23 protein-coding genes and 2 tRNA genes are annotated in these 25,244 nt (G+C 67.0%); 17 read left to right on the top strand and 8 right to left on the bottom strand.

The annotated features are described in order from the left end of the window. Window position 1: 1 nt before the first annotated feature. Genes lpdA through V3391_RS04960 form a run of 4 tightly spaced genes read right to left on the bottom strand, consistent with a single transcriptional unit; the run spans window position 2 to window position 5,052 of the window. The gene (gene lpdA / locus V3391_RS04975) at window positions 2–1,408 is read right to left on the bottom strand and encodes a dihydrolipoyl dehydrogenase (protein WP_332077294.1); all 1,407 of its coding nucleotides are present in this window, start codon (window positions 1,406–1,408) and stop codon (window positions 2–4) included. Window positions 1,409–1,411: 3 nt separating this feature from the next. Then, window positions 1,412–2,758, bottom strand: coding sequence for a dihydrolipoamide acetyltransferase family protein (locus tag V3391_RS04970; RefSeq protein WP_332077293.1), 1,347 nt, complete (start codon window positions 2,756–2,758; stop codon window positions 1,412–1,414). Between the two features lie 3 nt (window positions 2,759–2,761). Beyond that, window positions 2,762–3,799, bottom strand: a complete 1,038-nt coding sequence (locus V3391_RS04965; RefSeq protein WP_332077292.1) for an alpha-ketoacid dehydrogenase subunit beta — start codon at window positions 3,797–3,799, stop codon at window positions 2,762–2,764. Between the two features lie 2 nt (window positions 3,800–3,801). After that, window positions 3,802–5,052 (bottom strand): thiamine pyrophosphate-dependent enzyme, encoded by a 1,251-nt coding sequence (locus V3391_RS04960; RefSeq protein ID WP_332077291.1) that lies wholly within the window; start codon window positions 5,050–5,052, stop codon window positions 3,802–3,804. Between the two features lie 348 nt (window positions 5,053–5,400). Between V3391_RS04960 and V3391_RS04955 the strand changes: the two genes are divergently transcribed. The 5 genes from V3391_RS04955 to tadA all read left to right on the top strand — a co-directional run bounded on the left by V3391_RS04955 (window position 5,401) and on the right by tadA (window position 9,314). After that, window positions 5,401–6,312, top strand: coding sequence for a LysR family transcriptional regulator (locus tag V3391_RS04955; protein WP_332077290.1), 912 nt, complete (start codon window positions 5,401–5,403; stop codon window positions 6,310–6,312). Further along, window positions 6,206–6,631 (top strand): DUF2256 domain-containing protein, encoded by a 426-nt coding sequence (locus tag V3391_RS17795; protein WP_425497196.1) that lies wholly within the window; start codon window positions 6,206–6,208, stop codon window positions 6,629–6,631. The genes V3391_RS04955 and V3391_RS17795 overlap by 107 nt, the downstream gene beginning before the upstream one ends. Continuing rightward, entirely contained in the window at window positions 6,624–8,171 is a 1,548-nt protein-coding gene (locus V3391_RS04945; protein ID WP_332077289.1) for a cryptochrome/photolyase family protein, read from the top strand. The genes V3391_RS17795 and V3391_RS04945 overlap by 8 nt, the downstream gene beginning before the upstream one ends. A gap of 80 nt (window positions 8,172–8,251) precedes the next feature. Further along, complete coding sequence (locus V3391_RS04940; protein WP_332077288.1) at window positions 8,252–8,809, top strand: NADPH-dependent FMN reductase; 558 nt, start codon at window positions 8,252–8,254, stop codon at window positions 8,807–8,809. 7 nt (window positions 8,810–8,816) lie between these two features. Then, the gene (gene tadA, locus V3391_RS04935; RefSeq protein ID WP_332077286.1) at window positions 8,817–9,314 is read left to right on the top strand and encodes a tRNA adenosine(34) deaminase TadA; all 498 of its coding nucleotides are present in this window, start codon (window positions 8,817–8,819) and stop codon (window positions 9,312–9,314) included. Between the two features lie 74 nt (window positions 9,315–9,388). On the opposite strand, the gene V3391_RS04930 is transcribed toward tadA, so the two are convergent. Beyond that, window positions 9,389–9,856, bottom strand: coding sequence for a DUF2721 domain-containing protein (locus V3391_RS04930; protein WP_332077285.1), 468 nt, complete (start codon window positions 9,854–9,856; stop codon window positions 9,389–9,391). 100 nt (window positions 9,857–9,956) lie between these two features. Between V3391_RS04930 and orn the strand changes: the two genes are divergently transcribed. Further along, window positions 9,957–10,520, top strand: a complete 564-nt coding sequence (gene orn, locus V3391_RS04925) for an oligoribonuclease (RefSeq protein WP_332077283.1) — start codon at window positions 9,957–9,959, stop codon at window positions 10,518–10,520. Window positions 10,521–10,624: 104 nt separating this feature from the next. On the opposite strand, the gene ppsA is transcribed toward orn, so the two are convergent. Continuing rightward, window positions 10,625–13,003: a phosphoenolpyruvate synthase gene (gene ppsA, locus V3391_RS04920; protein WP_332077281.1), complete on the bottom strand. Its 2,379-nt coding sequence runs from the start codon at window positions 13,001–13,003 to the stop codon at window positions 10,625–10,627. 113 nt (window positions 13,004–13,116) lie between these two features. Between ppsA and ppsR the strand changes: the two genes are divergently transcribed. The 7 genes from ppsR to V3391_RS04885 all read left to right on the top strand — a co-directional run bounded on the left by ppsR (window position 13,117) and on the right by V3391_RS04885 (window position 18,487). Next, window positions 13,117–13,938, top strand: a complete 822-nt coding sequence (ppsR, locus tag V3391_RS04915) for a posphoenolpyruvate synthetase regulatory kinase/phosphorylase PpsR (protein ID WP_332077280.1) — start codon at window positions 13,117–13,119, stop codon at window positions 13,936–13,938. A gap of 99 nt (window positions 13,939–14,037) precedes the next feature. Further along, window positions 14,038–14,547, top strand: coding sequence for a DUF1249 domain-containing protein (locus V3391_RS04910; protein ID WP_332077279.1), 510 nt, complete (start codon window positions 14,038–14,040; stop codon window positions 14,545–14,547). A 95-nt stretch (window positions 14,548–14,642) separates the two neighbouring features. Continuing rightward, window positions 14,643–14,718: transfer RNA gene (locus tag V3391_RS04905), tRNA-Ala, on the top strand. A 51-nt stretch (window positions 14,719–14,769) separates the two neighbouring features. Further along, window positions 14,770–14,845 (top strand) — tRNA-Glu (locus V3391_RS04900). 108 nt (window positions 14,846–14,953) lie between these two features. Continuing rightward, window positions 14,954–15,340 (top strand): CopL family metal-binding regulatory protein, encoded by a 387-nt coding sequence (locus tag V3391_RS04895; RefSeq protein ID WP_332077278.1) that lies wholly within the window; start codon window positions 14,954–14,956, stop codon window positions 15,338–15,340. Between the two features lie 70 nt (window positions 15,341–15,410). Beyond that, the gene (locus tag V3391_RS04890; RefSeq protein WP_332077277.1) at window positions 15,411–17,264 is read left to right on the top strand and encodes a copper resistance system multicopper oxidase; all 1,854 of its coding nucleotides are present in this window, start codon (window positions 15,411–15,413) and stop codon (window positions 17,262–17,264) included. Window positions 17,265–17,689: 425 nt separating this feature from the next. Next, the gene (locus V3391_RS04885) at window positions 17,690–18,487 is read left to right on the top strand and encodes a copper resistance protein B (RefSeq protein WP_425497195.1); all 798 of its coding nucleotides are present in this window, start codon (window positions 17,690–17,692) and stop codon (window positions 18,485–18,487) included. A 123-nt stretch (window positions 18,488–18,610) separates the two neighbouring features. Here the strand turns inward: V3391_RS04885 and V3391_RS04880 are convergent, their stop codons facing one another. After that, window positions 18,611–19,201, bottom strand: a complete 591-nt coding sequence (locus V3391_RS04880) for a TetR/AcrR family transcriptional regulator (protein WP_332077709.1) — start codon at window positions 19,199–19,201, stop codon at window positions 18,611–18,613. A gap of 171 nt (window positions 19,202–19,372) precedes the next feature. On the opposite strand from V3391_RS04880, the gene V3391_RS04875 reads away from it, so the two are divergent. Both V3391_RS04875 and V3391_RS04870 read left to right on the top strand, forming a co-directional pair. Then, window positions 19,373–20,161, top strand: coding sequence for an SDR family NAD(P)-dependent oxidoreductase (locus V3391_RS04875; protein WP_332077275.1), 789 nt, complete (start codon window positions 19,373–19,375; stop codon window positions 20,159–20,161). Between the two features lie 67 nt (window positions 20,162–20,228). Beyond that, entirely contained in the window at window positions 20,229–21,236 is a 1,008-nt protein-coding gene (locus V3391_RS04870) for an NADP-dependent oxidoreductase (RefSeq protein WP_332077274.1), read from the top strand. A 169-nt stretch (window positions 21,237–21,405) separates the two neighbouring features. Here V3391_RS04870 and V3391_RS04865 read toward each other — a convergent pair whose 3' ends face one another. Further along, window positions 21,406–21,813, bottom strand: coding sequence for a DUF4124 domain-containing protein (locus V3391_RS04865; RefSeq protein WP_332077273.1), 408 nt, complete (start codon window positions 21,811–21,813; stop codon window positions 21,406–21,408). 334 nt (window positions 21,814–22,147) lie between these two features. Between V3391_RS04865 and V3391_RS04860 the strand changes: the two genes are divergently transcribed. Both V3391_RS04860 and mdcA read left to right on the top strand, forming a co-directional pair. Beyond that, complete coding sequence (locus V3391_RS04860; RefSeq protein ID WP_332077272.1) at window positions 22,148–23,380, top strand: MFS transporter; 1,233 nt, start codon at window positions 22,148–22,150, stop codon at window positions 23,378–23,380. A 211-nt stretch (window positions 23,381–23,591) separates the two neighbouring features. Beyond that, on the top strand, window positions 23,592–25,238 hold the full coding sequence (mdcA, locus tag V3391_RS04855) for a malonate decarboxylase subunit alpha (RefSeq protein WP_332077271.1): 1,647 nt from the start codon (window positions 23,592–23,594) through the stop codon (window positions 25,236–25,238). The last annotated feature ends 6 nt before the right edge of the window (window positions 25,239–25,244 follow it).

Raw genomic sequence — 25,244 nt, 5'->3', positions numbered from 1 at the left:
CTCAGATGTGCAGGGCGTGGCCGAGTGCGCGGAGTGCGGCTTCCTGCACGGCTTCGCCCAGCGTCGGGTGGGGGTGGATGGTACCGGCGATGTCTTCGAGCGTTGCACCCATCTCGATCGACTGCACGAATGCGATCGACAGTTCGGAGACCTGCACGCCGACGGCCTGCCAGCCGAGGATGCGGTGATCGCCTGCGCGCGCGACCACGCGTACGAAACCGTCGGTCGATTCCAGCGACATCGCGCGGCCGTTGGCGGCGAACGGGAACATCGAGGTCTTGATGTCGATGCCCTGCGCCTTGGCTTCGTCCGGCGACAGGCCGACGACGACGACTTCCGGATCGGTGAAGCACACGGCCGGAATCGCCGCCGGCATGAAATGACGCTTCTTGCCGCTGACGATCTCGGCGACGAGTTCGCCCTGCGCCATCGCGCGGTGCGCGAGCATCGGTTCGCCGGCGACATCGCCGATCGCCCAGACGTTGCGCATCGAGGTCTTGCACTGGTCGTCGATCCTGATCGCCTTGCCGGCGAGATCGAGCCCCAGCGATTCGAGGTTGAAGCCGTCCGTCTTCGGACGACGGCCCACCGCGACCAGGATCTGGTCCGCATCGAGCGTGAGTTCGGTGCCGTCGGGATCGCGCACGCGCAGCGCGCCGCCATCGCTCAGGCCGAGCACGCTGTGGCTGGTCAGCACCTTGACGCCTGCCTTCTGCAGGTGGGTCGCAACCGGCTTGGTCAGCTCATTGTCGTAGGCCGGCAGGATGCGGTCCTGCGCTTCGACCACGGTGACCTCGCAGCCGAGCTTGCGATAGGCAGTGCCGAGTTCCAGGCCGATGTAGCCGCCTCCGACGACGATCAGATGCTTGGGCAGCGACGTCGGCGAGAGCGCTTCGGTCGAGGAGATCACCTTGCCGCCGAATGGCAGGAACGGCAGCTCGACGACGTCGGAACCCGTCGCCAGCAGCAGGTGCTCGCACTTGATGCGCAGCGTGCCGCCGTCCTCGCCAGCGCCGGCGACTTCGACGGTCTTGCCGTCGACGATCGTCGCCCAGCCCTTGACCAGTTGCGCGCCGTTCTTCTTCAGCAGCGCGCTCACGCCGCCGGTGAGCTTTTTGACGATGCCGGCCTTCCACTCGACGGTCTTGGCCAGATCCAGCGCCGGTGTCTGCACGCTGATGCCGAGTGGGGACGTGCCGGCCGCGTAGCTGGCAACCTTGGCGAATTCCTCGGCGGCATGGATCAGCGCCTTGGACGGAATGCAGCCGATGTTGAGGCAGGTGCCGCCCGGATTGACGCCTTCGACGACGATGGTCTTGACGCCGAGCTGGCCGGCGCGGATGCCGGCGATGTATCCGCCGGGACCGCCGCCGATGACCAGCAGCTGGGTTTCAATGGTGTTGGACATCGATTACTCCACGAACAGCAGTGCAGGGGTTTCCAGGCGCTGACGGATGGCCTGCACGAACTCGGCCGCGTCCATGCCGTCGACGATGCGATGGTCGAACGAGGACGAGAGGTTCATCAGCTTGCGGGCGACGACCTGGCCTTCGCGGAACATCGGACGTTCGATGATGCGGTTGACGCCGACGATCGCCACTTCCGGGTGATTGATGATCGGCGTCGACACCACGCCGCCAACGGGACCGAGGCTGCTGATGGTGATCGTCGAACCGGACAGCTCATCGCGGGTCGCCTTGCCTTCGCGCACGGCGGCGGCGAGACGGCCGATCTCGGCCGCGGTCTGCCACAGGTCCAGCGATTCGGCATGCGCGATCACCGGCACCGACAGGCCCACCGCGCTCTGCGTCGCGATGCCGAGCTGCACGCCCTCGTAGCGGGTGACGATGTTGGCTTCGTCGTCGAACCGGGCGTTCATCTGCGGGAAGTCGCGTGCAGCCAGCACCACCGCGCGTGCCAGCAAGGGCAGCAGGGTCAGTTTGCCGCGCGTCTTGCCCCAGCGGTCGTTGAGCTTGGCGCGCAGCGCCTCGACCTCGGTAACGTCGATTTCTTCCACATAGGTGATGTGGGGAATGTTCGACCACGACTGCTGCATCTTCTGCGCGATCTTGCGGCGCAGGCCCATGATCGGCACCTGCTCTTCGCCGGTGCGACGCGCATAGCTGCTGCCGCCCGCGCCACCACCGACCGGCTGCGCCTTGCCGCCGGCTTCGGCGTAGGCGTCGAGGTCGGCGTGCAGGATGCGGCCACCCGGACCGGTCGCCGGCACGTAGCGCAGTTCGATGCCCAGATCCCAAGCGCGGCGACGCACGGCGGGCGAAGCCAGCGGCTGTTCGCCGGCCGCGAGCACGCTGTTGGTGACCGCGCCGCGTGCATCACTTTTGGCAGCCGGTGCAGATGCCGCGGTCTTCGCAGGCGCGGCAGCAGGCTTGGCTTCAGCAGCCGGCGCGGGCTTGGCGTCGGCTGCCGGCTTCGGCGCTTCGGCCTTGGGTTCGGCAGCGGCGTCTGCGGGCTTGGCCGCAGCCGGCGCGCCGGCAGACGCGGCATTGCCGGCGCCTTCGACTTCGAGGCGGATCAGCTCGCTGCCGACGGCCATCATCTCGCCGGGCTTGCCGCCCAGCGAAACCACGGTGCCCGCGACGGGCGAGGGGATCTCGACCATGGCCTTGTCGGTCATGACCTCGGCCACGACCTGATCTTCGGCAACCTGGCCGCCGACTTCGACCTTCCAGGCGATCACTTCGACTTCGGCGATGCCTTCGCCGATGTCCGGCATCTTGATGACGTGATGTCCCATGGCTCAGTCCTCCAGCACGCGCTGCAACGCTTCGATGACCCGGGCCGGGCCCGGGAAGTAGTCCCATTCCTGCGCATGCGGATAGGGGGTGTCCCAGCCGGTGACGCGTTCGACCGGTGCCTGCAGGTGATAGAAGCAGTGCTCCTGCACCAGTGCGACCAGCTCGGCACCGAAGCCGCAAGTGCGCGTGGCCTCGTGCAGCACGATGCAGCGACCGGTCTTCTTGACCGATTCGGTGATCGCGTCGAGATCCAGCGGCCACAGGCTGCGCAGGTCGATGACCTCGGCGTCGATACCGGCATCTTCGGCCGCGGCCTGCGCCACCCACACCGTGGTGCCGTAGGTCAGGATCGTGACCGCCTTGCCTTCGCGGACGATGGCGGCCTTGTCCAGCGGCACGCTGTAGTAGCCCTCGGGCACGAGGTTGTCGGCGTGCTTGGACCACGCCGTGACCGGGCGGTCGTGGTGGCCGTCGAACGGGCCGTTGTAGAGGCGCTTGGGCTCGAGGAAGATCACCGGATCGTCGTTCTCGATCGAGGCGATCAGCAGGCCCTTGGCGTCGTACGGGTTGGACGGCATCACCGTGCGCAGGCCGGCCACGTGGGCGAAGATCGCCTCCGGGCTCTGGCTGTGGGTCTGGCCGCCGTAGATGCCGCCGCCGCAGGGCGTGCGGAACACCAGCGGCGAGGTGAACATGCCGTTCGATCGATAGCGCAGGCGCGCGGCCTCGGACACGATCTGGTCGTAGGCCGGATAGATGTAGTCGGCGAACTGGATCTCGGCGACCGGACGCAGGCCGTAGGCCGCCATGCCGATCGCCGCGCCGGCGATGCCGCTTTCGGAAATCGGCGCGTCGAACACGCGCTGCTTGCCGTACTTGGCCTGCAGGCCATCGGTGCAGCGGAACACGCCGCCGAAGTAGCCCACGTCCTCGCCGAACACGACGACGTTGTCGTCGCGCTCGAGCATCACGTCCATCGCCGAACGCAGCGCCTGGATCATCGTCATCGGCGAACCGCCGCTGTTCTGGGTTTCGCTCATGGTCAGACTCCCAACTGCTGGCGCTGGCGACGAAGGTGTTCGGGCAGCTCTTTGTAGACGTCGTTGAACATGTCGGCGGCACCAGGACGGTTGTCGCTGCCGAGCAGGCCGTGGGTTTCGGCTTCCTTCAATGCACGCGAGACTTCCGCGTCGAGTTCGGCGCGCACGGTCTCGTGCTGTTCGTCGCTCCACAACCCGCGCTTGACGAGGTGCTGTTTCAGACGATCGATCGGATCACCGAGCGGGAAGTGCTGGGCGTCGTCGGCGGGGCGGTACTTGGACGGATCATCCGACGTCGAGTGCGGACCGGCGCGGTAGGTCACCCACTCGATCATCGTCGAGCCCAGGTTGCTGCGCGCACGCTCGGCGGCCCAGCGCGAGGCGGCATAGACGGCGAGCAGGTCGTTGCCGTCCACGCGCAGCGACGGGATGCCATAGGCGGCGCCGCGCGCGGCGAAGGTCGTGTTCTCGCCTCCGGCGATCGCCTGGAAGGTCGAGATCGCCCACTGGTTGTTGACCACGTTGAGGATCACCGGCGCGCGATAGACGTGCGCGAACACCAGCGCGGCATGGAAGTCGCCCTCGGCCGTCGCGCCGTCGCCGACCCATGCGGTCGCGATCTTGGTGTCGCCCTTGATGGCCGAGGCCATCGCCCAGCCCACGGCCTGGATGTACTGGGTGGTCAGGTTGCCGGAGATCGAGAAGAAGCCGGCGTCCTTGTACGAATACATGATCGGCAGCTGGCGGCCCTTCAGCGGGTCGGCGGCGTTCGACAGGATCTGGCACATCATGCTGACCAGCGGCACGTCCTTGACGATCAGGATGCCCTGCTGGCGATAGGTCGGGAACTGCATGTCGCCGTCGCGCAGTGCCAGGGTCTGGCCGACCGCGATGGCTTCCTCGCCCGTGCACTGGATGTAGAAGGAGGTCTTCTTCTGGCGCTGTGCGATCAGCATGCGCGCATCGAACGCGCGGGTCTTGAGCATCGCGTGCATCGCGCGCAGCAGCACATCGTCGTCGATGTCGGCGGCCCACGGACCGACGGCGTCGCCGTTGTCGTCGAGCACGCGGATCAGCTGCCGGGTCATCGGCATGGTCTGCTGGGCGGTCACGTCCAGCGTGGGCTTGTCGACGCTGCCGGCCGGGCTGAGCTGCAGATAGGAAAAGTCGGTGGCCTGGCCCGGACGGGCACTCGGCTCGGGCACGTGCAACCGCAAGGGTTCGGTCGCGGCCGGATTCTGGGATGTGGACATGTCAGGGGCCTCGCTGGGCATGGGTCATGGAGCTGCAGGCATGCCGGCGGCGGGGGACGGCGGCAACGAAGAGGGCGGTGCGGATGCGGGACGCGCGGTCGTGGACCGGAACGGCTGGCGGCGCGACGGCAGGCGCGCGATGCGCGGGCCTGGGCGGACTGGACGGGGCACAGTGCAAGAACGCTTCTCCCGGTCGGACGGGCGTCGGCCCGCGGCTTTCAAGGCGGCGTGGAGCGTGACGCAGTCCGCCAGACGTGAAGTCTAAAGGCGGCAGCGAATATCGTAAATTTGTTTAATTGACTATGAGGTATTGTTTATTCAGATACCCGAGCCCCGCCGGAGCGCCGCATGCAGATCCCCGCCAACATGTCGCTGCGGCAATTGCGCTATTTCGCCGAGGCCGCCGAGCTGGGCCAGTTCTCGCAGGCCGCGCGCAAGCTGCACGTCTCGCAGTCGGTGATCACGACCGCCGTCGCCCAGCTCGAAACCCTGCTGGGGCTGCGCCTGTTCGACCGCATGCCGCACGGCGTGGCCCTGACCGCCGAAGGGCACCGCTTCCACCAGCACGTGCGCCACATCCTCGACACCCTGCAGGACGCCCTCAGCGAGCCGATGTTCCTGGCCAACACCCTAGCGGGCACGGTGCGGGTGGGCGCGTCGTACACCGTGCTCGGCTATTTCCTGCCGAGCCTGCTGGCGCGGTTCAAGCGCTCGTATCCGCTGGTGGAGATCGACCTGATCGACATGGACCGGGTCGAGATCGAACGCGGCGTGGCCGAAGGCGCGCTCGACTTCGGGCTCTGCATCATCTCCAACATGGTCGAGCCCTACACGCTGAAGCGGCAGCTGCTGATCCGCTCGCGCCGGCAACTGTGGCTGGCCGAGTCGCATCCGCTGGCCCAGCAGCCGGTGATCGGGCTGGCCGACGTGGCCGCGTATCCCTACATCATGCTGAAGGTGGACGAGGGCGAAGCCTCGGCGCTGCGCTACTGGCAATCGGTGCAGCGCGAGCCCAACGTCGCCTTCCGCACCTCGTCGCTGGAAGCGCTGCGCGGACTGGTGGCCTACGGATTCGGCGTGAGCATCCTGTCCGACATGGTCTACCGGCCGTGGTCGCTGGAAGGCCGCCGGATCGACGTGCGCACGCTCGACGATGCAGTCCCGCCGATGGAAGTCGGCCTGGTCTGGCGGCCCGACGACGCACTGTCGGCACCGGCGAACGCACTGCACCAGTTTCTGGTGTTCGCGTGCAGCGCCTGAGCATGCAGGGCCCGGCTGCCCGCGGCTGCGGATCGGAGATCATGTGCGCTACGCAGGAACGGTCGCACGTCCTGCGACGCCGATCCGGATCATCCCGTGGTTGCACGGACAGGGCAGGGTAGCGATGTCACCCAGGCGCGACGGCGGATTCGCCGGCAACAAGAGCTTCCTGCCCAGCAAACCCTGCGCGGTCTGCGGCCGCACGATGACCTGGCGTCGCGCCTGGGCGAAGACTTGGGACGAGGTGCGTTACTGCTCGGAGCGGTGCCGTCGCAACAGGCGCGCTGCGGACGCGCCCGATTCGTCACGTGATGGCTGATCCAGTCCGCCATATCATCGTCGTGCTGGGCGACCAGCTCGATCCGACCGCGGCGGCCTTCAATGGTTGCGACCCGGCGCACGACGTCGTGTGGATGGCGGAAGTCGCCGAAGAATCCACGCACGTGTGGTCCACGAAGATGCGGACCGCGCTGTTCCTGAGCGCGATGCGGCACTTCGCGCAGGATCGGCGCACTGGCAACTGGACGGTCGACTACCGGACGCTCGATGCGCCGGACAATCGCGGCACGCTCGCCGCGGAACTGGCATCGGCCATCGAACGCCATCAGCCGCGGTCCGTGCGAATGACCGCACCTGGTGATTGGCGCGTGCTGCAGGCGATCCGCACCGCGACATCCGCGGCAGGCGTCGAACTGGTGATCGAACCGGACAGGCACTTCTACTGTGATGTGCGCGCATTCGCCGCGTGGGCGCGGGGTCAGCCCGAACTGCGGCTCGAAACGTTCTATCGGCACATGCGCCGCACGCATCGCGTGCTGATGGAAGGCGACGTGCCCGCCGGCGAGCGCTGGAATTTCGATACCGAAAACCGCGCACCGTTCGACGCGCAGGGTCCGGGCGTGGTGCCAGCGCCACCGCCTGTCGAGCCGGACCCGATCACGCGCGACGTGCTCGCTCTCGTGCGCACGCGCTTCGCCGATCACCCCGGTGATCTGGACCGGTTCGCGTGGCCGGTCACCCGCGCGCAGGCGCTGCACGCGCTCGAACGTTTCGTCGAGGAGCGGCTGCCGGCCTTCGGCCGCTGGCAGGATGCGCTGTGGCCGGATGCGCCGTGGCTCTGGCATTCGCAGATCGCGTCCGCGCTGAACCTCAAGCTGCTCAACCCGCGCGAAGTCGTCGACGCGGTCGAGGCCGCATGGCGCGCGGGCAGGGCACCGCTGGCGGCCGCGGAAGGCTACATCCGCCAGATCCTCGGCTGGCGCGAATACGTGCGCGGCGTCTACTGGACGCAGATGCCGCGGTACGCGGAGTCGAATGCGCTGCAGGCGACCGGCGATCTGCCCGGCTTCTACTGGACCGGCGACGCGCCGATGCCGTGCCTGGCCGACGCGCTGCAGCAGACACTCAAGCTCGGCTACGCCCACCACATCCAGCGGCTGATGGTCATCGGTCTGTACGCGCAACTGCTGGGTGTCGAGCCGGCGCAGGTGCACCGCTGGTTTCTCGCGGTGTACGTCGACGCGGTGGAATGGGTCGAGATGCCCAACGTGCTCGGCATGAGCCAGTTCGCCGATGGCGGGCTGATGTCCAGCAAGCCCTACATCGCCAGCGGTCGCTACATCGAGCGCATGAGCGCCGGCAGCTATTGCCGCAGATGTCCGTTCGATCCCGGGCAGCGCACCGGACCGCAGGCCTGCCCGTACACGCGTCTGTACTGGGATTTCATGCTGCGCCACGACGCGCTGCTGGCCGCCAACCCGCGCACCGCGCAGCAGGTGCGCAGTCTGGAACGGCTCGACGCCACCGAGCGCGCACTGATCCGCGAAGAGGCCGCGCGATGGCGCCGCGATTCGCGCTGAGCCACGCCCGGCTATCGCGCCTGCGGTAAAGTCGCCGCCGAACTGCGGCGCGGCGCCGCCAGACCCCGGCGGATTGCGACATGGTCAGACTTCTCGGCATTTCAGGCAGCCTGCGCGCCGCTTCGTACAACACCGGCCTGCTGCGCGCCGCACAGGCGTTCGCGTCCGATGCGCTCACGATCGACGCAGCCACGCTGCACGGCATTCCGCTCTACGACGGCGACGTCGAAGCACGTGACGGCATTCCGGCCGCGGTCGAAGCGCTGAAGGCGCAGATCCTCGCGGCCGACGGCCTGCTGCTCGTGACGCCCGAGTACAACAACGGCATCCCGGGCGTCTTCAAGAACGCGATCGACTGGCTCTCGCGACCGGGCAGCGGCATCCCCGCCCTGTTCGGCGACCGCCCTGTCGCGGTGATCGGCGCATCGCTCGGCGGCTTCGGCACAATCCTGTCGCAGACCGCGTGGCTGCCGGTGCTGCGCACGCTCGGTTGCCGGCAGTGGGCCGGCGGTCGTCTGCTGGTCTCGCGCGCGGGCCAGGCCTTCGGCGAGGACGGCACGCTTCAGGACGACAAGGTACGCGCGCAGCTCGGCACGTTCGTGCAGGACTTCGCCGCGCACATCCGCGAGACGCGCTGAGGTTTCGATGCCGTCGATCGTGCCGACCAGCGCCCAGGACACCGACGCCTCTTGGATGGCGCGCGCCCTGGCGCTGGCCGAGCGCGCGATGCACGAGGACGACGAGATTCCGGTCGGCGCGCTGGTCGTCGACGCGGACGGCAGCGTGATCGGTGAAGGCTGGAACCGCAACATCGCCGAGCATGATCCCAGCGCGCATGCGGAGATCGTCGCGATGCGGCGTGCCGGCAGCGCACTCGGCAATCACCGGTTGATCGGCTGCACGCTGTACGTGACGCTCGAACCCTGCGCGATGTGCGCGATGGCGATGATCCATGCCCGCGTCGCGCGCGTCGTGTTCGGTGCATTCGATCCCAAGACCGGCGCCGCGGGCAGCGTGTTCGACGTGCTCGGCGACGCGCGCCACAACCATCGCATCGAAGTGACGGGTGGCGTTCTGGCCGATGTCGCCGGGCCGATGCTGACGAACTATTTCCGCGCCAAGCGTGGGCTGACACCGCGCTGAGTGCCCGATCCTTCGCCAGAGGGCAGGCGAGGGCGGTGCACGCACGTCGCGCCGGCAGCCGCCGCGCAACCGTCTCAGATCAACGGACTGCGCCGGTTCGCCCGGCGGTGCGCATCGTCCATTTCCTCGTTGACTGCATGCACGGCCATCGAGGCCTCGCGCGCCAGCAGCAGGCTGGCCGCGAACATCGCCAGCACGCCCAGGCAGGCCAGCAGCGTCGGCGCTTGTTCGAACTTGTGGCCGAAAAAGGAATCGCCGGCGACCGTCAGGCTGGTGCCGACGAAGCAGCTGATCGCCACGTACAGCAGCTGGCTGCCGCGCAGGATGATGCGACTGCGGCGACGCTGCAGCGCGATGCGCTCTTCAAGAATACGGCGGTCTTCTTCATCGTTGCCCTCGTCATCGGCGAGATCGCGCAGCAGCGAGCGCGTGCGGTCGATGACGCGCGCAAGCCGCGCGTTCGCGGATCCGAGCAGCGAGGCGGTGGCGGTCAGGAAGAACGCCGGGGCGAGCATCGCGGTGAGAATGGCGTAGTGCGTCAAGGCGGGATTGGACAACATCTGGGAAGGGAACACTGCGGACCTGGCGGCAGCGACGGCTGCGATATCATGCGCCGTCACTCCGCGTAAGGCGAATGCACGCATGAATGCCGACAAGGCCATCGAGGGCCGGCTGATCTGGATCGATCTGGAAATGACCGGCCTGGATACCGACCACGACCAGATCCTCGAGATCGCGACCATCGTCACCGATGCCGAGCTCAACGTGCTCGCCGAAGGCCCGGAACTGGCGATCGTGCAGCCGCTCGACGTGCTGGAAGCAATGGACGACTGGAACCGCAGCCAGCATCGCCGTTCGGGCCTGTGGCAGCGCTCGCTGGAGCAGGGCGTGGGACTGGCCGAGGCGCAGGCGCGCACGCTCGAATTCCTGCAGCTGTGGGCCGAGCCGGGCAAGTCGCCGATGTGCGGCAACTCCATCTGCCAGGACCGGCGCTTCCTGCACCGGCAGATGCCGGCGCTGGAGAAGTTCTTCCACTACCGCAATCTCGACGTCAGCACGATCAAGGAACTCGCGCGCCGCTGGGCGCCGCAGGTGCTGTCGGGTTTCACCAAGCATTCGGCGCACACCGCACTCAGCGACGTGCGCGATTCGATCGACGAACTGCGCCACTATCGCCGGCACATGGCAGCACTCGCGAGTCCCTGACGGGCGTTCCCTGGGCCGCAGGACCCGCTGCCGACCGGCGCCACACAGCAGAACGCCCGGGCATCAAGCCCGGGCGTTCTGCGTTTCGACGCTGTCGCTGCGAATCAGCCGGCGCGGGCCTTCGACTTCGCGAGCTTGAGCCAGGTGTCGACGACGGTGTCGGGATTGAGCGACACCGACTCGATGCCTTCGTCCATCAGCCACTGGGCGAGATCGGGGTGATCGCTCGGGCCCTGGCCGCAGATGCCGATGTACTTGCCCTTGGCGCGCGCGGCCTTGATGGCCATCGACAGCAGCTTCTTGACCGCCGGGTCGCGTTCGTCGAACAGGTGCGCGACGATCGACGAATCGCGGTCCAGGCCCAGGGTGAGCTGGGTCAGATCGTTGGAACCGATCGAGAAGCCGTCGAAGATGTCGAGGAACTCGTCGGCCATCAGCGCGTTCGACGGCAGCTCGCACATCATGATGATCTTCAGGCCGTTCTCGCCGCGCTTCAGACCGTTCTTCTCCAGCACCTCGATGACGCGGCGACCTTCGTCGAGCGTGCGCACGAACGGGATCATGACCCAGAGGTTCTCCAGGCCCATGTCGTTGCGGACCTTGAGCACCGCGCGGCATTCGAGCGAGAACGCTTCGGTGAACGACGGATCGACGTAACGGCTGGCGCCGCGGAAGCCGATCATCGGGTTCTCTTCTTCCGGCTCGTAACGCGTGCCGCCGATCAGGTTCGCGTACTCGTTGGACTTGAAGTCCGACAGACGCACGATCACCGGGTTCGGCGCGACCGACGCGGTCAGCGTCGCGATGCCTTCGGCCAGGCGGTTGACGTAGAAATCGACCGGGCTGCCGTAACCGATGGTCTTGGCGTCGATCTTCTTCTTCGTTTCGGCGTCCTGCTTGTCGTACTCGAGCAGGGCGTTGGGATGCACGCCGATGTGCGCGGCGATGATCATCTCCAGACGTGCCAGGCCGATGCCGGCGTTGGGCAGCTGGCCGAAGTCGAACGCGCGCTCGGGGTTGGCGACGTTCATCATGATCTTCAGCGGCGCCTCTGGCATCGAAGTCAGATCGGTGGTGATGCGCTCGAACGGCAGGATGCCGCTGTAGATGAAGCCGGTATCGCCCTCGGCGCAGCTGATCGTGACTTCCTGGCCGTCTTCGATCGTGTCCAGCGCATTGCCGGTGCCGACGACGGCCGGCACGCCGAGTTCGCGGGCGATGATCGCCGCGTGGCAGGTACGGCCGCCGCGGTTGGTGACGATCGCGGCGGCACGCTTCATCACCGGCTCCCAGTCGGGATCGGTCATGTCGGCGACGAGCACGTCACCGGGCTGCACGCGGCTCATGTCGTCGAGCGAACGCACGACGCGCGCGACGCCGGCGCCGATCTTCTGGCCGATCGCGCGGCCTTCGCAGACCACGTCACCACGCTGCTCGAGCGAGAAACGCTCGATCTGGGTGTTCTTGGCACGCGACTTCACCGTCTCCGGACGCGCCTGCACGATGAACAGCTTGCCGCTGGCGCCATCCTTCGCCCATTCGATGTCCATCGGGCGCTTGTAGTGCTCCTCGATGATCAGCGCCTGGCGCGAGAGTTCCTGCACGTCCTCGTCGGTGATCGAGAAGGTGTCGCGCAGGTCGGCCGGCGTGTCCTCGATGCGCACGCGCTCGCCCGGCACATCGGAATAGACCATGCGCAGCTGCTTGCTGCCGATGCCGCGACGCAGGATCGCCGGCTTGCCGGCGCGCAGCGTGGGCTTGTAGACGTAGAACTCGTCCGGGTTCACGGCGCCCTGGACGACCATTTCGCCGAGACCGAAGCTGGACGTCACGAACACCACGTCGCGGAAACCGGATTCGGTGTCGAGCGTGAACAGCACGCCGGACGCGCCAATGTCCGAACGCACCATCAGCTGCACGCCCGAGGACAGGAACACGTCCTCGTGCTTGAAGCCGTGGTGCACGCGGTAGGCGATCGCGCGGTCGTTGTAGAGCGAGGCGAAGACTTCCTTGACCTTGACCACCACGTCGTCGGCGCCGGTGACGTTGAGGAACGTCTCCTGCTGGCCGGCGAACGAGGCATCGGGCAGATCTTCGGCGGTCGCCGACGAACGCACGGCCACGGCGACGTCGCCGCCGCCGTTCTCGGACGCCAGCGTGTCGTAGGCGGCGCGGATGTCCGCGTCGAGATCGGGCTGCAGCGGTGCATCGATGACCCAGCCGCGGATCTCCTTGCCGGCCGCGGTCAGCGCGGCGACGTCTTCGACGTCCAGCGGCGCCAGGCGATCGAAGATGCGCTGGTGCAGATCGTTGTGGGCGATGAACGCCTTGAATGCATCGGCCGTGGTGGCGAAACCGCCGGGCACCGAAACGCCGAGCTTGGCGAGGTTGCCGATCATCTCGCCGAGGGACGAGTTCTTGCCGCCGACCTGGGCGAGGTCGGACAGGCGCAGGTCATGCAGCCACAGGATGTTGGCGCTCAAGGTGAGACTCCGTGTCGCGTTGATCGAAAAGGAGGTCGGGCAGGCCCGGCATCGAACGGCTATTTTAGCCTTCCCGGGCGCCGCGGCGCTCATCCGTGACTTCCGGAGTCCGCATGTCCAGTCCCCGCCCGGTGTTCTACGTGTCCGACGGCACGGGCATCACCGCCGAAACCATCGGCCACAGCCTGCTCACCCAGTTCAGCGGCACGCAGTTCAGTACCAACCGGATTCCGTTCGTCGACAACGAGGCACGCGCGCGCGAGGTCGCGGGATTGATCCGCGCCCGCGGCGAGGCGATGGGCGTGCGTCCGATCGTCATCAGCTCCTGCGTCGACACCGGCCTGGCACTGGTACTCGGGGAGAGCGGGGCGCTCGTACTCGACGTGTTCGCACCGTTCATCGAGCCGCTGGAGCGCGAACTGCTGGAAACGCGCGAGTCGCGCGTCGGTCGGGCGCACGGCATGGTCGATTTCGAGACCTACCACCGCCGCATCAACGCGATGAACTTCGCGCTGACCCACGACGACGGCATGGCGACGAACTACGACGAGGCCGACGTGATCCTGGTCGCGGTGTCGCGCGCGGGCAAGACGCCGACCTGCGTGTATCTGGCGCTGCATCACGGCGTGCGCGCAGCGAACTATCCGCTGACCGAGGAAGACCTCGAGCACGACCGGCTGCCGCCGCGGCTGCGCGCGCATCGCGCCAAGCTGTTCGGCCTGACGATCGATCCGGTGCGCCTGGCGCAGATCCGGCAGGAACGCCGGCCCAATTCGCGCTACGCGAAGCTGGAGACCTGCAAGCACGAAGTGAGCGCGGCCGAGGCGCTGTTCCGCGCCGAACGCATGCCCTCGTTGAGCACCACGCACACCTCGATCGAGGAGATCTCCAGCAAGGTCCTGTCGACCCTGGGCATCGAACGCGTCATGTACTGAGACGTCGCTCCGGAGATGGGGACGGCGGGCCCGGAACCCCATCCCGCACGCTGTCGATCGATCCTGACGGATTCATCGCCGCGGATGTAGCATCGATCCATGGAAAAAGTCCTGACCCGCCGCCGTCCCCGCGTGCCCTCGATGGGCCGCTTCGGCTGGCTGATGGCGCTGTACGCGGAGAACCACGAGCGCCTGGTGCGCCTGTTCGATCCCGCGAGCCTCGCACCCGGCCGCTACCGGTCCGAGGTGCCCGGCGCCTTGCCGGTGTTGCTGGACGTCGTCGAGCAGCATCCGTACACGACGCAGCTGCGCCTGAGCTACGCGATGCTCGACCCGGTGACCGGTCAACCGGATCCGTCCGCGCATCTGCGTCTGTATCGCGATGCGGGGCAGGTCGAGGCGACGCATTGCTATGTGGGCCGCCGCTGGCAGGACGTGATCGGCATGTTTCCGCCACCGGACGAAGTGGTCGATCACCGCTTGCGCATGAACACATTCCTCGGGAAGTGGCTGCAGTATCTCGACGATCAGGGACATGGGCTTGCAAGCCTGCGTCCAAATCCGGATGATGCGCGGCTCGATCGCAGCAACGCCGGCGCCACCGGCTGAGACGTTCTCCGGAACGAATCGGAGCGAACGAAGGAAGTGCGAAATTCTGTTGACGTTGCCGATACGGAACACTACAATTTCGCGCTCCCAAACGTGGGGCCATAGCTCAGCTGGGAGAGCGCCTGCATGGCATGCAGGAGGTCGGCGGTTCGATCCCGCCTGGCTCCACCACAATTTGTCTGTCGATCAAAGGCCGATCGATAGAATGATGCAGGTTTCTGCGTCCCCATCGTCTAGAGGCCTAGGACACCACCCTTTCACGGTGGACACCGGGGTTCGAATCCCCGTGGGGACGCCACTTTACAAACAGACGGGCAGCTCGCGAGAGCTGCCCGTTCTGCCATGTGCGATCGCTGCGCCGGCTCGCGCACCGCGACGCATTCGCGCGCCGACGTATACTCGCCGCATGCGTTCTTCCGAGCTCGTGCTGCTGCATCTGCTGCTCGCCGTCCTGCTGGCATTCGACGGCGTGGGCGCTGCGTTCGCAGCTGCGGGGCCAGCGCCGGTGATGTCGCACGCGGCGCACGTCGCCTCCGAGGCGCCGCCGCCGTGTCATTCGACGGATGCGGATGCATCCGCAGATGCTGCTGCGCCCGAACAGAAGTCCCCCGCGCCCGACAGCTGTTGCGACGGCGGCGACTGTCTGTGCCTGCACGGCTGCGGCAGCGTGTTGCCGGTGGTGCCACGCATCGCCGCATCCACTGGCGGCACGGTCGTCGCCCTGCTTGTGACCACCGATCGCGCCGCGCCGCGTCTCGACGATCCCGTCCGACCTCCGATTCTGCGCACCTGATCGCATCGCTGCCTCGACAGGGGCAGGGCATGGGTCGCCTCGCGATCCGGTTTCCGATCTGGAGCAAGACATGACATTCCGAATTTCCGCGGACGACGGCGTCGCGCCGTCGCGCCGTCGTTTCGTGCAGGGCCTCGCGCTGGGTGGCATCGCCGCCGCGGGTGCAGGCTTGTGGCCACGCGCCAGCTGGGCGCTGCAATCGCCGACGAGCCGCGTGCTCGCCGGCACCGATTTCGACCTCGTCGTCGGCGAGACCCTCGTCAACTTCACCGGCCGCACGCGACCCGCGGCGACGATCAACGGGTCATTGCCCGCGCCGATCCTGCGCTGGCGCGAAGGGACGACCGTCGGCCTGCGCGTGCGCAACGCGCTGCCCGCCGGTTCGATCTACGGCGACATGACCTCGATCCACTGGCACGGCATCCTGCTGCCGTCGAACATGGATGGTGTGCCGGGCCTGAGTTTCGACGGCATCCACCGCGGCGAGACCTTCCAGTACCGCTTCGACGTGCGCCAAGGCGGCACCTACTGGTACCACAGCCATTCCGGTTTCCAGGAACAGGCCGGCATGTACGGCGCGTTGATCATCGATCCGATCGAGCCGGAACCGTTCGCGTTCGATCGCGATTACGTCGTGCTGCTGACCGACTGGACCGACCTGCCGCCGCAGGCGCTGTTCGCGCGGCTGAAGAAAATGGCCGAGCACGACAACTATTACAAACGCACGCTCGGTGACTTCATCCGCGACGCGCGCGAGGACGGCCTGCGGGCGACGATGGCCGAGCGCCGCGGTTGGGGGCACATGCGGATGACGCCGACCGACATCTCCGACGTCAACGCACACACGTACACCTATCTGATGAACGGCACGACGTCTCCGGGCAACTGGACCGCGCTGTTCCGCAGCGGCGAGAAGATCCGCCTGCGTTTCATCAACGGCTCGGCGATGACGTATTTCGACGTGCGTATCCCGGGTTTGAAGATGACGGTGGTCGCTGCCGACGGCCAGTACGTGCATCCGGTCAGCGTCGACGAGTTCCGCATCGCGGTGGCCGAAACCTTCGACGTGATCGTCGAGCCGTCGGGACAGGACGCCTACACGATCTTCGCCCAGGACATGGGCCGCACCGGTTTCGTCAGCGGCACGCTCGCCGTGCGCGAAGGCCTCCGCGCGCCGGTGCCCGACGTGGACGCGCGACCGATCCTGACGATGGACGACATGGGCCACGGCGGCATGCACGGCGGTGGTCATGCGGGGCACGGCGCGGGGCAGGGGAGTGCGCCCGATCATGCGGCGCTGGGGCATGGCATGGATCACGCCGCAATGGACCACGCCTCGATGGATCATGCGTCGATGGGGCACGCCTCGATGGAGCAGGGCGATCACGGCGCCGTCGCGATGCAGACGCATCCCGACAGCGAACGCAACAATCCGCTGGTCGACATGCAGACGATGGCGCCGACACACCGGCTCGACGATCCCGGCATCGGCCTGCGCGACAACGGTCGTACCGTGCTGACCTACGGCATGATGCGCAGCCTGTTCGAGGATCCCGACGGCCGCGCACCCGGGCGCGAGATCGAGCTGCATCTGACCGGTCATATGGAAAAGTTCGCGTGGTCGTTCGACGGCATCAAGTTCGCCGATGCGGAACCTCTACGGCTCAACTACGGCGAGCGGCTGCGCGTGGTGCTGGTCAACGACACGATGATGACGCACCCCATCCATCTGCATGGCATGTGGAGCGACGTCGAAGACGCGCAGGGCAACTTCCAGTTGCGCAAACACACCGTGGACATGCCGCCCGGTTCGAAACGCAGCTATCGCGTGCGCGCCGACGCGCTCGGACGCTGGGCCTATCACTGCCATCTGCTGTACCACATGGAAGCGGGCATGTTCCGCGAAGTGCAGGTGGTCGAATGAGCGCCTCATCGACACTCCTGCGCACCGGCGTTCTGGCCGCCGCATTGTGGACCGCGATCGGGAGTGCGCACGCGCAGCACAGCGCGCATGGGCATCATCCGCCGGCCACCAAGCCTGCTGCAGCGAAGCCGACGCCGCAGCGACCAAGCGCGTCGAAACCCGCAACGCCACCTGTGACAGATCCCCACGCACATCACCGCACGCCCGCAGAACCCGCCGCGACACCTCGCCCCCAAGCGGCCCCGGCGGCCGCGCATCCGGCACATGGAAGCGGGCACGCGGACTCTGCGGCCGGGAACGACAAGCGTGCAGATGACCCGCATGCGCAGCATCGCGGAGGTGCCGAATCCGACACTGCGCAGGATGATTCGGCGCACGCAGGTCACACAGGTCACGCGGGACAACCGGAATCCAGCAAGCCGGAGATGCCACCCGCAACCGACGACGCGCACGCGCATCATCGAAGTGAAGCCGCGCAGCCAGCCGGCGATCTACCGGCCGACCATCCGCCGCGCGAACCGCTGCCACCGATCACCGATGCCGATCGCGCCGCCGCGTTTCCCGCGCATCTGCATGGTCACGACATGCACGGCGACGCGATCCGCAGCTTCGTACGCATCGACCGGCTGGAGGCATTCGATGGCGACCACGGCAGCGGCCAGGCCTGGGAAGCGGATGCCTGGATCGGCGGCGACACCGATCGATTGTGGTTGAAGGCCAGCGGCGAGCGCAGTGCAGGGCGCACCCATGCCGCGGATCTCGACGTGCTCTACGGACGCAGCATCTCGCCGTGGTGGGACGTCGTCGCCGGCGCCCGGCAGTCGTTCCGGCCGGGCCCGTCACAGACGTTCGCGGCCGTCGGCATCCAGGGCCTCGCGCCGTACATGTTCGAGGTCTCGGCGATGGCGTATGCCGGCGAAGGCGGCCAGGTCATCGGCGAGCTCGAACTCGAATACGAACTGCTGCTGACGAACCGCCTGATCCTGCAGCCCGTGGTCGAACTCGAACTGGCGCGCCGCGACGATCCAGCCCGCGGCATCGGCAGCGGACTGGCCAAGGCCGAAGCCGGCCTGCGACTGCGCTATGAGTTCACCCGCAGATTCGCGCCTTACATCGGCGTCGTACACGAACGCGCGTACGGCGATACCCGGGATCTGCGGGACGCCATGGGTGAAGCACCGGACGACACCCGGATCGTGATCGGGTTGCGGACCTGGTTCTGAAGATGGTTGAGCAGGTGGCGCCCGGAATGGGCGCCACCTGCGCATACGCAACAGCAATCCAGTTATTACATAATGTACATTATGCGAAGTTCATGATGGGCCCGAGACAGCAGCGTCCACCCATCAAAAAGCTTCGGAATTGCCCTCCCGCTGCATACCGGAACGCTTGCCTCGACACGCTTCCAGAATCTCATCCGCCAGCGGAGAGTCGTCCGGGCATGCACGTGACAGCACCAGCGCGCCAACGAGGCGCGCCATCATCTCCAGCGTCTCTGCGCGCGAGACGTGTCTGCCGTCCGGCGACGCGGTCTCGCCCTTGGCGTTCTGGATGTCGGCCAGCAGACCTTCGATGCCTTCTGCGAACGTCGCCCTGACGGCGTCCGACTGCCGTGCCGCATCCGCACCGAGTGCGGCCATCGTGCAGCCGGCGCCGCGATGGTCGCGGTGCTCGCGTGACAGGTAATACGCGACGAAATCGGCGGGCGTCTGTGCCGCGGCGCGTTGCGCGGCCTGTTCGAATCCGCAGGCGGCGGCCTCGGCCATGAGATCCGCCTTGGACTGGAACTGCTTGTAGAACCCGCCGTGGGTAAACCCGGCGGCGGCCATGAGGTCGGCGACGCCCACGCCGTCGTAACCGCGCTCCCGGAACAGCGCAGAGGCCGTTTCCACCACGCGTGCCCGGTTCGCCGATGCCTGTGCCTTGGTCACCCGCATGCCGCCGTCTCCTCGTGAGTACGGCGACAAGCATACATTGATGTCGATCATCATCAATCCATTGACTTCAAAGATTACGGTCATCATCATTGTTCGGCGGGCGTGAAGTGTGCCGCCCACCGACCCGGAACGGGCCGACCTCGATCGATCAATCAACGCGAAGCGGATGCCATGAATGACCTTCCCGCAGTCCTGATCACCGGCGCCTCCAGTGGCATCGGTGCCGTCTACGCCGAACGCTTCGCACAGCGGGGCCACGATCTCGTGCTGGTTGCGCGCGACCAGTCCCGCCTGGAGGCACTGGCCGCCCGTCTGCACACCGAAAACGGTGTCAAGATCGACGTACTGCGCGCCGATCTGACGCATCCGCAGGATCTCGAAGCGGTGTCCGCGCGCCTGCGCACCGACGCACGCATCGGCATCCTGATCAACAACGCAGGTGCGGCCCAGTCCGGCGGTTTTCTCGCCCAGTCGAGCGACAGCGTCGCACGCCTGATCGCGCTCAATACGACGGCGCCGACACAACTCGCGGCGGCCATCGCGCCACGCCTCGCCCAGTCGGGTGCAGGCGCGATCGTCAACATCGGATCGGTGGTCGGCTTCGCACCGGAATTCGGCGCGCTGGTCTACGGCGCGACCAAGGCATTCCTGCTGTATCTGTCGCAGGGATTGCGTCTGGAACTTGGACCAAAGGGTGTCTACGTGCAGGCCGTGCTGCCCGCCGGCACGCGCACCGAGATCTGGGAGCGGGCAGGCGTCGATCCCACTACCCTCCCCGATCTGATGGACACCGCCGAACTGGTAAATGCCGCGCTCGTGGGGTTCGACCGGCGCGAAGCCGTGACCATTCCGCCGCTGCACGTGGCCGAACGCTGGGATGCGCTGGAAGGCGCGCGTCTGGGCCTGATGTCGGATCTGCGCCAGGCGCATGCCGCCGAGCGGTATCTCGCCACGCGCTGATCCACTTCAGACGCGGCCGGTCGCATTGCGAACGGCCAGACCCACGCAAGTTCAAGGACGCACCACGATGCAGGCACTCACGTTCAAGCGTTACGGCAAGTCGCCGGATATCGGGTTCAGCGATGTGCCGCGCCCGGTCCCGGGCCCCGACGAACTGCTGGTACAGATCCACGCGGTGGGTCTGAACCCGATCGACAACGTGATTCCGACCGGTGCCTTCAAAGCGGTGCTGAAGTTCGATCTGCCGGCGACGCTGGGCAGCGATCTGGCAGGTATCGTGGTCGAAGTCGGCCAGAACGTGACGCGCTTCAAGCCGGGCGATGCGGTCTACGCGAGTCTGTTCGATCTGGGCAACGGATCACTCGCGGAGTTCGCAGCGGTGCCCGAGCGCGTTGCCGCCCACAAGCCGGCCAATCTCGATTTCGTGCAGGCCACGTCGATCCCGATGGTCGGCCTGACCGCCTGGCAGGCACTGCGCGAGCGCGCGAATCTCGCACCTGGCGAGAAAGTGTTCGTACCGGCCGGATCTGGCGGCATCGGCGCGTTTGCGATCCAGCTGGCGAAGCATCTGGGCGCACACGTCGGCACGACCACCAGTACCGGCAACGTCTCGCTGGTGCGTGACCTGGGCGCGGATGAAGTCGTCGATTACACGCGGGACACGTTCGACACGGTGCTGCGCGATTACGACGTCGTACTCGGCACGCTGCGTGGCGACGTGATCGAACAGTCCGTCGGCATTCTCAAATCCGGTGGCCGCATCGTCTCGCTGGTCGGGCCGCTCGACCCGGCGTTCGCCCGTGCGCGCAAGCTCAATGGCCTGCTGGCGCTGGTGTTCGGATGGATGAGCCGGAAGATCCGGCGCCTCGCGAAGCAGCGTGACCTCTCCTATTCCTTTCTGTTCGCGCGCCCGGACGGCGCGCAACTCGCGGAGATCGCCGCGCTGCTCGAATCCGGCCGGATCCGGCCCGTGATCGACCGGGTATTCCCGTTCGACCAGGCGCACGCGGCCCTCGTCCACCTGGGCAAGGGCCGCGCGAGAGGCAAGGTCGTCGTGCAGGTGAAACCGGACTGAAGCTGCATCCGCACAGTCGCTGCCTCGCGGCACGACACGATTGAAGACGTCCGTCGACTGCCCGCGCGTCAGTCCCGATCCAGCTCCGGACATCGGCTTTCGATGGACGAAGGCTGGATCGCTCCACGGCTGCACCTGTTGCGAGCGAGCGTGCCGACTTCGCGGACTTTCAGCTGCCCGGGCCACGCGTGTGATTGCAATGCGCGGAGCGCAGCCTTGCATCCCCCGCGAGTGTTTCGATGTTCCGGTAACGCCGGTGGCCACTGGTCGCCGCGGTCGCGACGCCGCACAGCGCATCCGACTTGTAGCTGCCATCGGCGTTCTGTGGGCTGCCGTAGCGCCGCGACAGTCCGGGATCGTTCGCGGCCGTGCTGGGCACGAAGTTGCGGACGACGCGGCCGTCGACCTCGATCTCGCGGTTCGTGTCGTACACGCGATCGATCCGGTCGCGATCACTGCAACGCTCTGACTGGTAGGTCACCGCGCCTTGCCAGTTGACGCATTTGTAGACCTGCTGGGCCGCGACCGGACTGGACCACACAAGCGCGTACGCCAGCAGCGCGAGCCGCTTCGACATCGAATCCATTCGTTGAGGCTCCATCCCCTGAACGCCGGATTCTAAGGAGACGCACACGTTTGTCGAGCGGCCACGCCGGTCGCATGGACACGGCGGGCATCGCCCTGCACCGCCGGTGATCACCCACTTCGCGGCGGCCCGACCCGATCCAATGCACTGTCGACCTCCAGAACGCGACAGACCGTGTCGCCGCCGCGCAAGACGGGCGCTGCGCGAGGCTCTAATCTGCAGCCCCCCCATGACCCGCGCATCCGGCGCAGTCGCCCGGCCGCGATGCTCAGCGGATGTCTGCTGACGCACGCCGCCGCGCCACGCCGGAACGCCATCGCATCCGATGTCCGATCCCGTACGCCTCCCTGAAGTCGCGGCTGCGCCTGCAGCCGACCTCTCCGCCCCGCCCCAGGGCTTCGCGATCCGCGTCGTCGGTGCGGCGGCGTTCGCGCATCTGCTCAACGATCTGATCCAGGCGATGCTGCCGGCGATCTTCCCGATGCTGAAAGGCGATTTCGATCTGGACTTCGGCCAGATCGGCGTGATCGCGCTGGTCTACCAGATCACCGCGTCGCTGCTGCAGCCGTGGATCGGTCTGTACACCGACAAGCGCCCCCTGCCCTGGCTGCTGCCGTCCGGCATGGCGGTGACGTTCGTGGGCATCGCGGTGCTGGCGATGGCGCACAGCTATTCGATGCTGCTCGTCGCTGCGGCGATCGTCGGTGTGGGCTCGGCAACCTTTCACCCGGAAGCCTCGCGCGTGGCGCGAATGGGTTCGGGCGGACGCTTCGGCACGGCGCAGTCGACATTCCAGGTCGGCGGCAATACCGGCTCGGCGATCGGCCCCTTGCTGGCCGCGGCGATCGTGATTCCGCACGGCCAGTCCGCCATTGGGTGGTTCCTGCTCGTCGCAGCGCTCGCCGTGTTCGTGCTGCTGCGGCTGACGAAATGGACGGTGCTGCATGGCCAGGCGCGCCTGACGCGTCTTGCGGTCACCCGCGGCACGGGACTGCCGCGCGGCAAGATCGTGCAGGCGATCGCGGTGGTGTCGGTGCTGATGTTCGCGAAGTTCGTCTACATCGCCTCGTTCACCAACTACTTCACCTTCTATCTGATCCAGCGTTTCGGCTTGAGCGTGCAGCAGAGCCAGGTCTATCTGTTCCTGTTCCTGGGCGCGATCGCGCTGGGCACGTTCGCGGGTGGTCCGATCGGCGATCGCATCGGCCGCAAGGCGGTGATCTGGATTTCCTTCCTGGGCGTCGCGCCGTTCGCGCTCGCCCTGCCCCACGTCGGGCTGGCGATGACGGCGGTGCTCGCAGTGCTCATCGGTCTGGTGATGTCCTCGGCCTTCGCCGCGCTGGTGGTCTACGCGCAGGAAGCCGTGCCCGGCCGCGTCGGCATGATCTCGGGCCTGATGTTCGGGTTGATGTTCGGCATCGGCGGCATCGGCGCCGCCGCACTCGGTCAGCTCGCAGATGCGCGCGGCATCGTCTGGGTCTACCAGGTCACCGCGTTCCTGCCGCTGCTCGGCCTGGCCACCGCGCTGCTGCCGCGGACCCGGCCGCGCGCTGCCTGAGGCCGCAATCCCGAATCCGGCCGCATGCCGGAGCCTCCGGCGCTGCAACGCGCGCGGTCCCCATCGCGCCCGCGACGACAGCCGCCAGCGCGCTCACCGATTGCCGACGTGTCGTTGAATGCGTATCTGCCGCCCGTCGGAATGCTGCGCCGCAAGGTTGCGCCTCTTTCGTAATTATGGAGTAATTAATACATCATCACGAGAGACCGCCATGGCGCAGCCCAGCTGGGACCACCGCGAACGCAGCCGCCGCACCCGTCTGGAGCGTGCATCCGAGTGGACGACCGGACATGAGGTCGCTGCGGCCGATATCGGCCATCTGCTCCACGCGATCCTCGAACCCGGCGACAAGGTGTGTCTCGAAGGCAACAACCAGAAACAGGCTGATTTCCTCGCCCAGTCGCTCGCCGACCTCGACCCCGCCCGCATCCACGACCTGCACATGGTGCAGTCGGTGCTGTCGCTGCCGTCGCATCTCGACGTATTCGAACGTGGCATCGCGTCGAAGCTCGATTTCTCGTTCTCCGGCCCGCAGGCCGTGCGGCTGGCGAACCTCGTCGCCGAAGGCCGCATCCAGATCGGCGCGATCCACACCTATCTGGAACTGTTCGGTCGCTACTTCATCGACCTGACACCGAATGTCGCACTGGTCGCCGCCCAGGCTGCCGACCGCCACGGCAATCTCTACACCGGCCCCAATACCGAAGACACGCCGGTGATCGTCGAAGCCACCGCATTCGGCGGCGGCATCGTCATCGCCCAGGTCAACGAGATCGTCGACACCCTCCCCCGCGTCGACATTCCTGCCGACTGGGTGAACTTCGTCGTGCACGCGCCGAAGCCGAACCACATCGAACCGCTGTTCACCCGTGACCCCGCGCAGATCTCCGAAATCCAGGTGCTGATGGCGATGATGGCCATCCAGGGCATCTACGCCGAGTACGGCGTCAACCGGCTCAACCACGGCATCGGTTTCGACACCGCGGCGATCGAACTGCTGCTGCCGACCTACGCCGAGTCGCTGGGCCTCAAAGGAAAGATCTGCCAGCACTGGGCGCTCAATCCGCACCCGGCGCTGATTCCGGCGATCGAATCGGGCTTCGTCAAATCCGTGCACTCCTTCGGCTCCGAACTCGGCATGGAGCAGTACATCGCCGCGCGCGGGGATGTGTTCTTCACCGGCGCCGACGGGTCGATGCGTTCGAACCGGGCGTTTTCGCAGACCGCCGGTCTCTATGCCTGCGACATGTTCATCGGCTCGACATTACAGGTCGATCTGCAGGGCAACAGTTCGACCGCGACGCGCGATCGCATCGCCGGTTTCGGTGGTGCACCGAACATGGGCTCGGACGCACGCGGCCGGCGCCACGCCAGCGAGGCCTGGCTCAAGGCCGGACAACAGGCCGCGCGTCCCGGCGAGCTGCCGCGTGGCCGCAAGCTGGTCGTGCAGATGGTCGAAACCTTCCGCGAACACATGGCGCCGGCCTTCGTCGATCGCCTCGATGCCTGGGACCTCGCCGAACGCGCCTCGATGCCGCTGCCGCCGGTGATGATCTACGGCGACGACGTCAGCCACGTGCTGACCGAGGAAGGCATCGCCAACCTGCTGCTGTGCCGCACGCCGGAGGAACGCGAACAGGCGATCCGCGGCGTTGCCGGCTACACGGCCGTGGGTCTGGGACGCGATCGCGCGATGGTCGAGAACCTGCGCGACCGCGGCGTGATCCGCCGTCCCGACGACCTCGGTATCGACGTGCGCGATGCCAGCCGCGACCTGCTGGCCGCGCGCTCGGTCAAGGATCTCGTGCGCTGGTCCGGCGGTCTGTACGACCCGCCCAAGCGCTTCCGCAACTGGTAAGGGCCT

Source organism: Luteimonas flava (assembly GCF_036584485.1).
Classification (GTDB): Bacteria; Pseudomonadota; Gammaproteobacteria; order Xanthomonadales; family Xanthomonadaceae; genus Luteimonas; species Luteimonas flava.
Note: the sequence above shows the minus strand (reverse complement) of the source record. Positions and strands in the feature narration are given on the sequence as shown.

Bases quoted from the DNA above. Each gene is read 5' to 3' on its own strand.
- V3391_RS04870 (WP_332077274.1), top strand. From the start codon at position 20,229: ATGCAGGCACTCACGTTCAAGCGTTACGGCAAGTCGCCGGATATCGGG.
- ppsR (WP_332077280.1), top strand. From the start codon at position 13,117: ATGTCCAGTCCCCGCCCGGTGTTCTACGTGTCCGACGGCACGGGCATC.
- V3391_RS04875 (WP_332077275.1), top strand. From the start codon at position 19,373: ATGAATGACCTTCCCGCAGTCCTGATCACCGGCGCCTCCAGTGGCATC.
- V3391_RS17795 (WP_425497196.1), top strand. From the start codon at position 6,206: ATGCAGTCCCGCCGATGGAAGTCGGCCTGGTCTGGCGGCCCGACGACG.
- V3391_RS04865 (WP_332077273.1), bottom strand. From the start codon at position 21,813: ATGTCGAAGCGGCTCGCGCTGCTGGCGTACGCGCTTGTGTGGTCCAGT.
- mdcA (WP_332077271.1), top strand. From the start codon at position 23,592: ATGGCGCAGCCCAGCTGGGACCACCGCGAACGCAGCCGCCGCACCCGT.
- V3391_RS04960 (WP_332077291.1), bottom strand. From the start codon at position 5,052: ATGTCCACATCCCAGAATCCGGCCGCGACCGAACCCTTGCGGTTGCAC.
- V3391_RS04970 (WP_332077293.1), bottom strand. From the start codon at position 2,758: ATGGGACATCACGTCATCAAGATGCCGGACATCGGCGAAGGCATCGCC.
- V3391_RS04890 (WP_332077277.1), top strand. From the start codon at position 15,411: ATGACATTCCGAATTTCCGCGGACGACGGCGTCGCGCCGTCGCGCCGT.
- V3391_RS04940 (WP_332077288.1), top strand. From the start codon at position 8,252: ATGGTCAGACTTCTCGGCATTTCAGGCAGCCTGCGCGCCGCTTCGTAC.
- orn (WP_332077283.1), top strand. From the start codon at position 9,957: ATGAATGCCGACAAGGCCATCGAGGGCCGGCTGATCTGGATCGATCTG.
- V3391_RS04895 (WP_332077278.1), top strand. From the start codon at position 14,954: ATGCGTTCTTCCGAGCTCGTGCTGCTGCATCTGCTGCTCGCCGTCCTG.
- tadA (WP_332077286.1), top strand. From the start codon at position 8,817: ATGCCGTCGATCGTGCCGACCAGCGCCCAGGACACCGACGCCTCTTGG.
- V3391_RS04945 (WP_332077289.1), top strand. From the start codon at position 6,624: ATGGCTGATCCAGTCCGCCATATCATCGTCGTGCTGGGCGACCAGCTC.
- V3391_RS04885 (WP_425497195.1), top strand. From the start codon at position 17,690: ATGCCACCCGCAACCGACGACGCGCACGCGCATCATCGAAGTGAAGCC.
- V3391_RS04955 (WP_332077290.1), top strand. From the start codon at position 5,401: ATGCAGATCCCCGCCAACATGTCGCTGCGGCAATTGCGCTATTTCGCC.
- V3391_RS04880 (WP_332077709.1), bottom strand. From the start codon at position 19,201: ATGCGGGTGACCAAGGCACAGGCATCGGCGAACCGGGCACGCGTGGTG.
- V3391_RS04965 (WP_332077292.1), bottom strand. From the start codon at position 3,799: ATGAGCGAAACCCAGAACAGCGGCGGTTCGCCGATGACGATGATCCAG.
- V3391_RS04860 (WP_332077272.1), top strand. From the start codon at position 22,148: ATGTCCGATCCCGTACGCCTCCCTGAAGTCGCGGCTGCGCCTGCAGCC.
- V3391_RS04910 (WP_332077279.1), top strand. From the start codon at position 14,038: ATGGAAAAAGTCCTGACCCGCCGCCGTCCCCGCGTGCCCTCGATGGGC.
- lpdA (WP_332077294.1), bottom strand. From the start codon at position 1,408: ATGTCCAACACCATTGAAACCCAGCTGCTGGTCATCGGCGGCGGTCCC.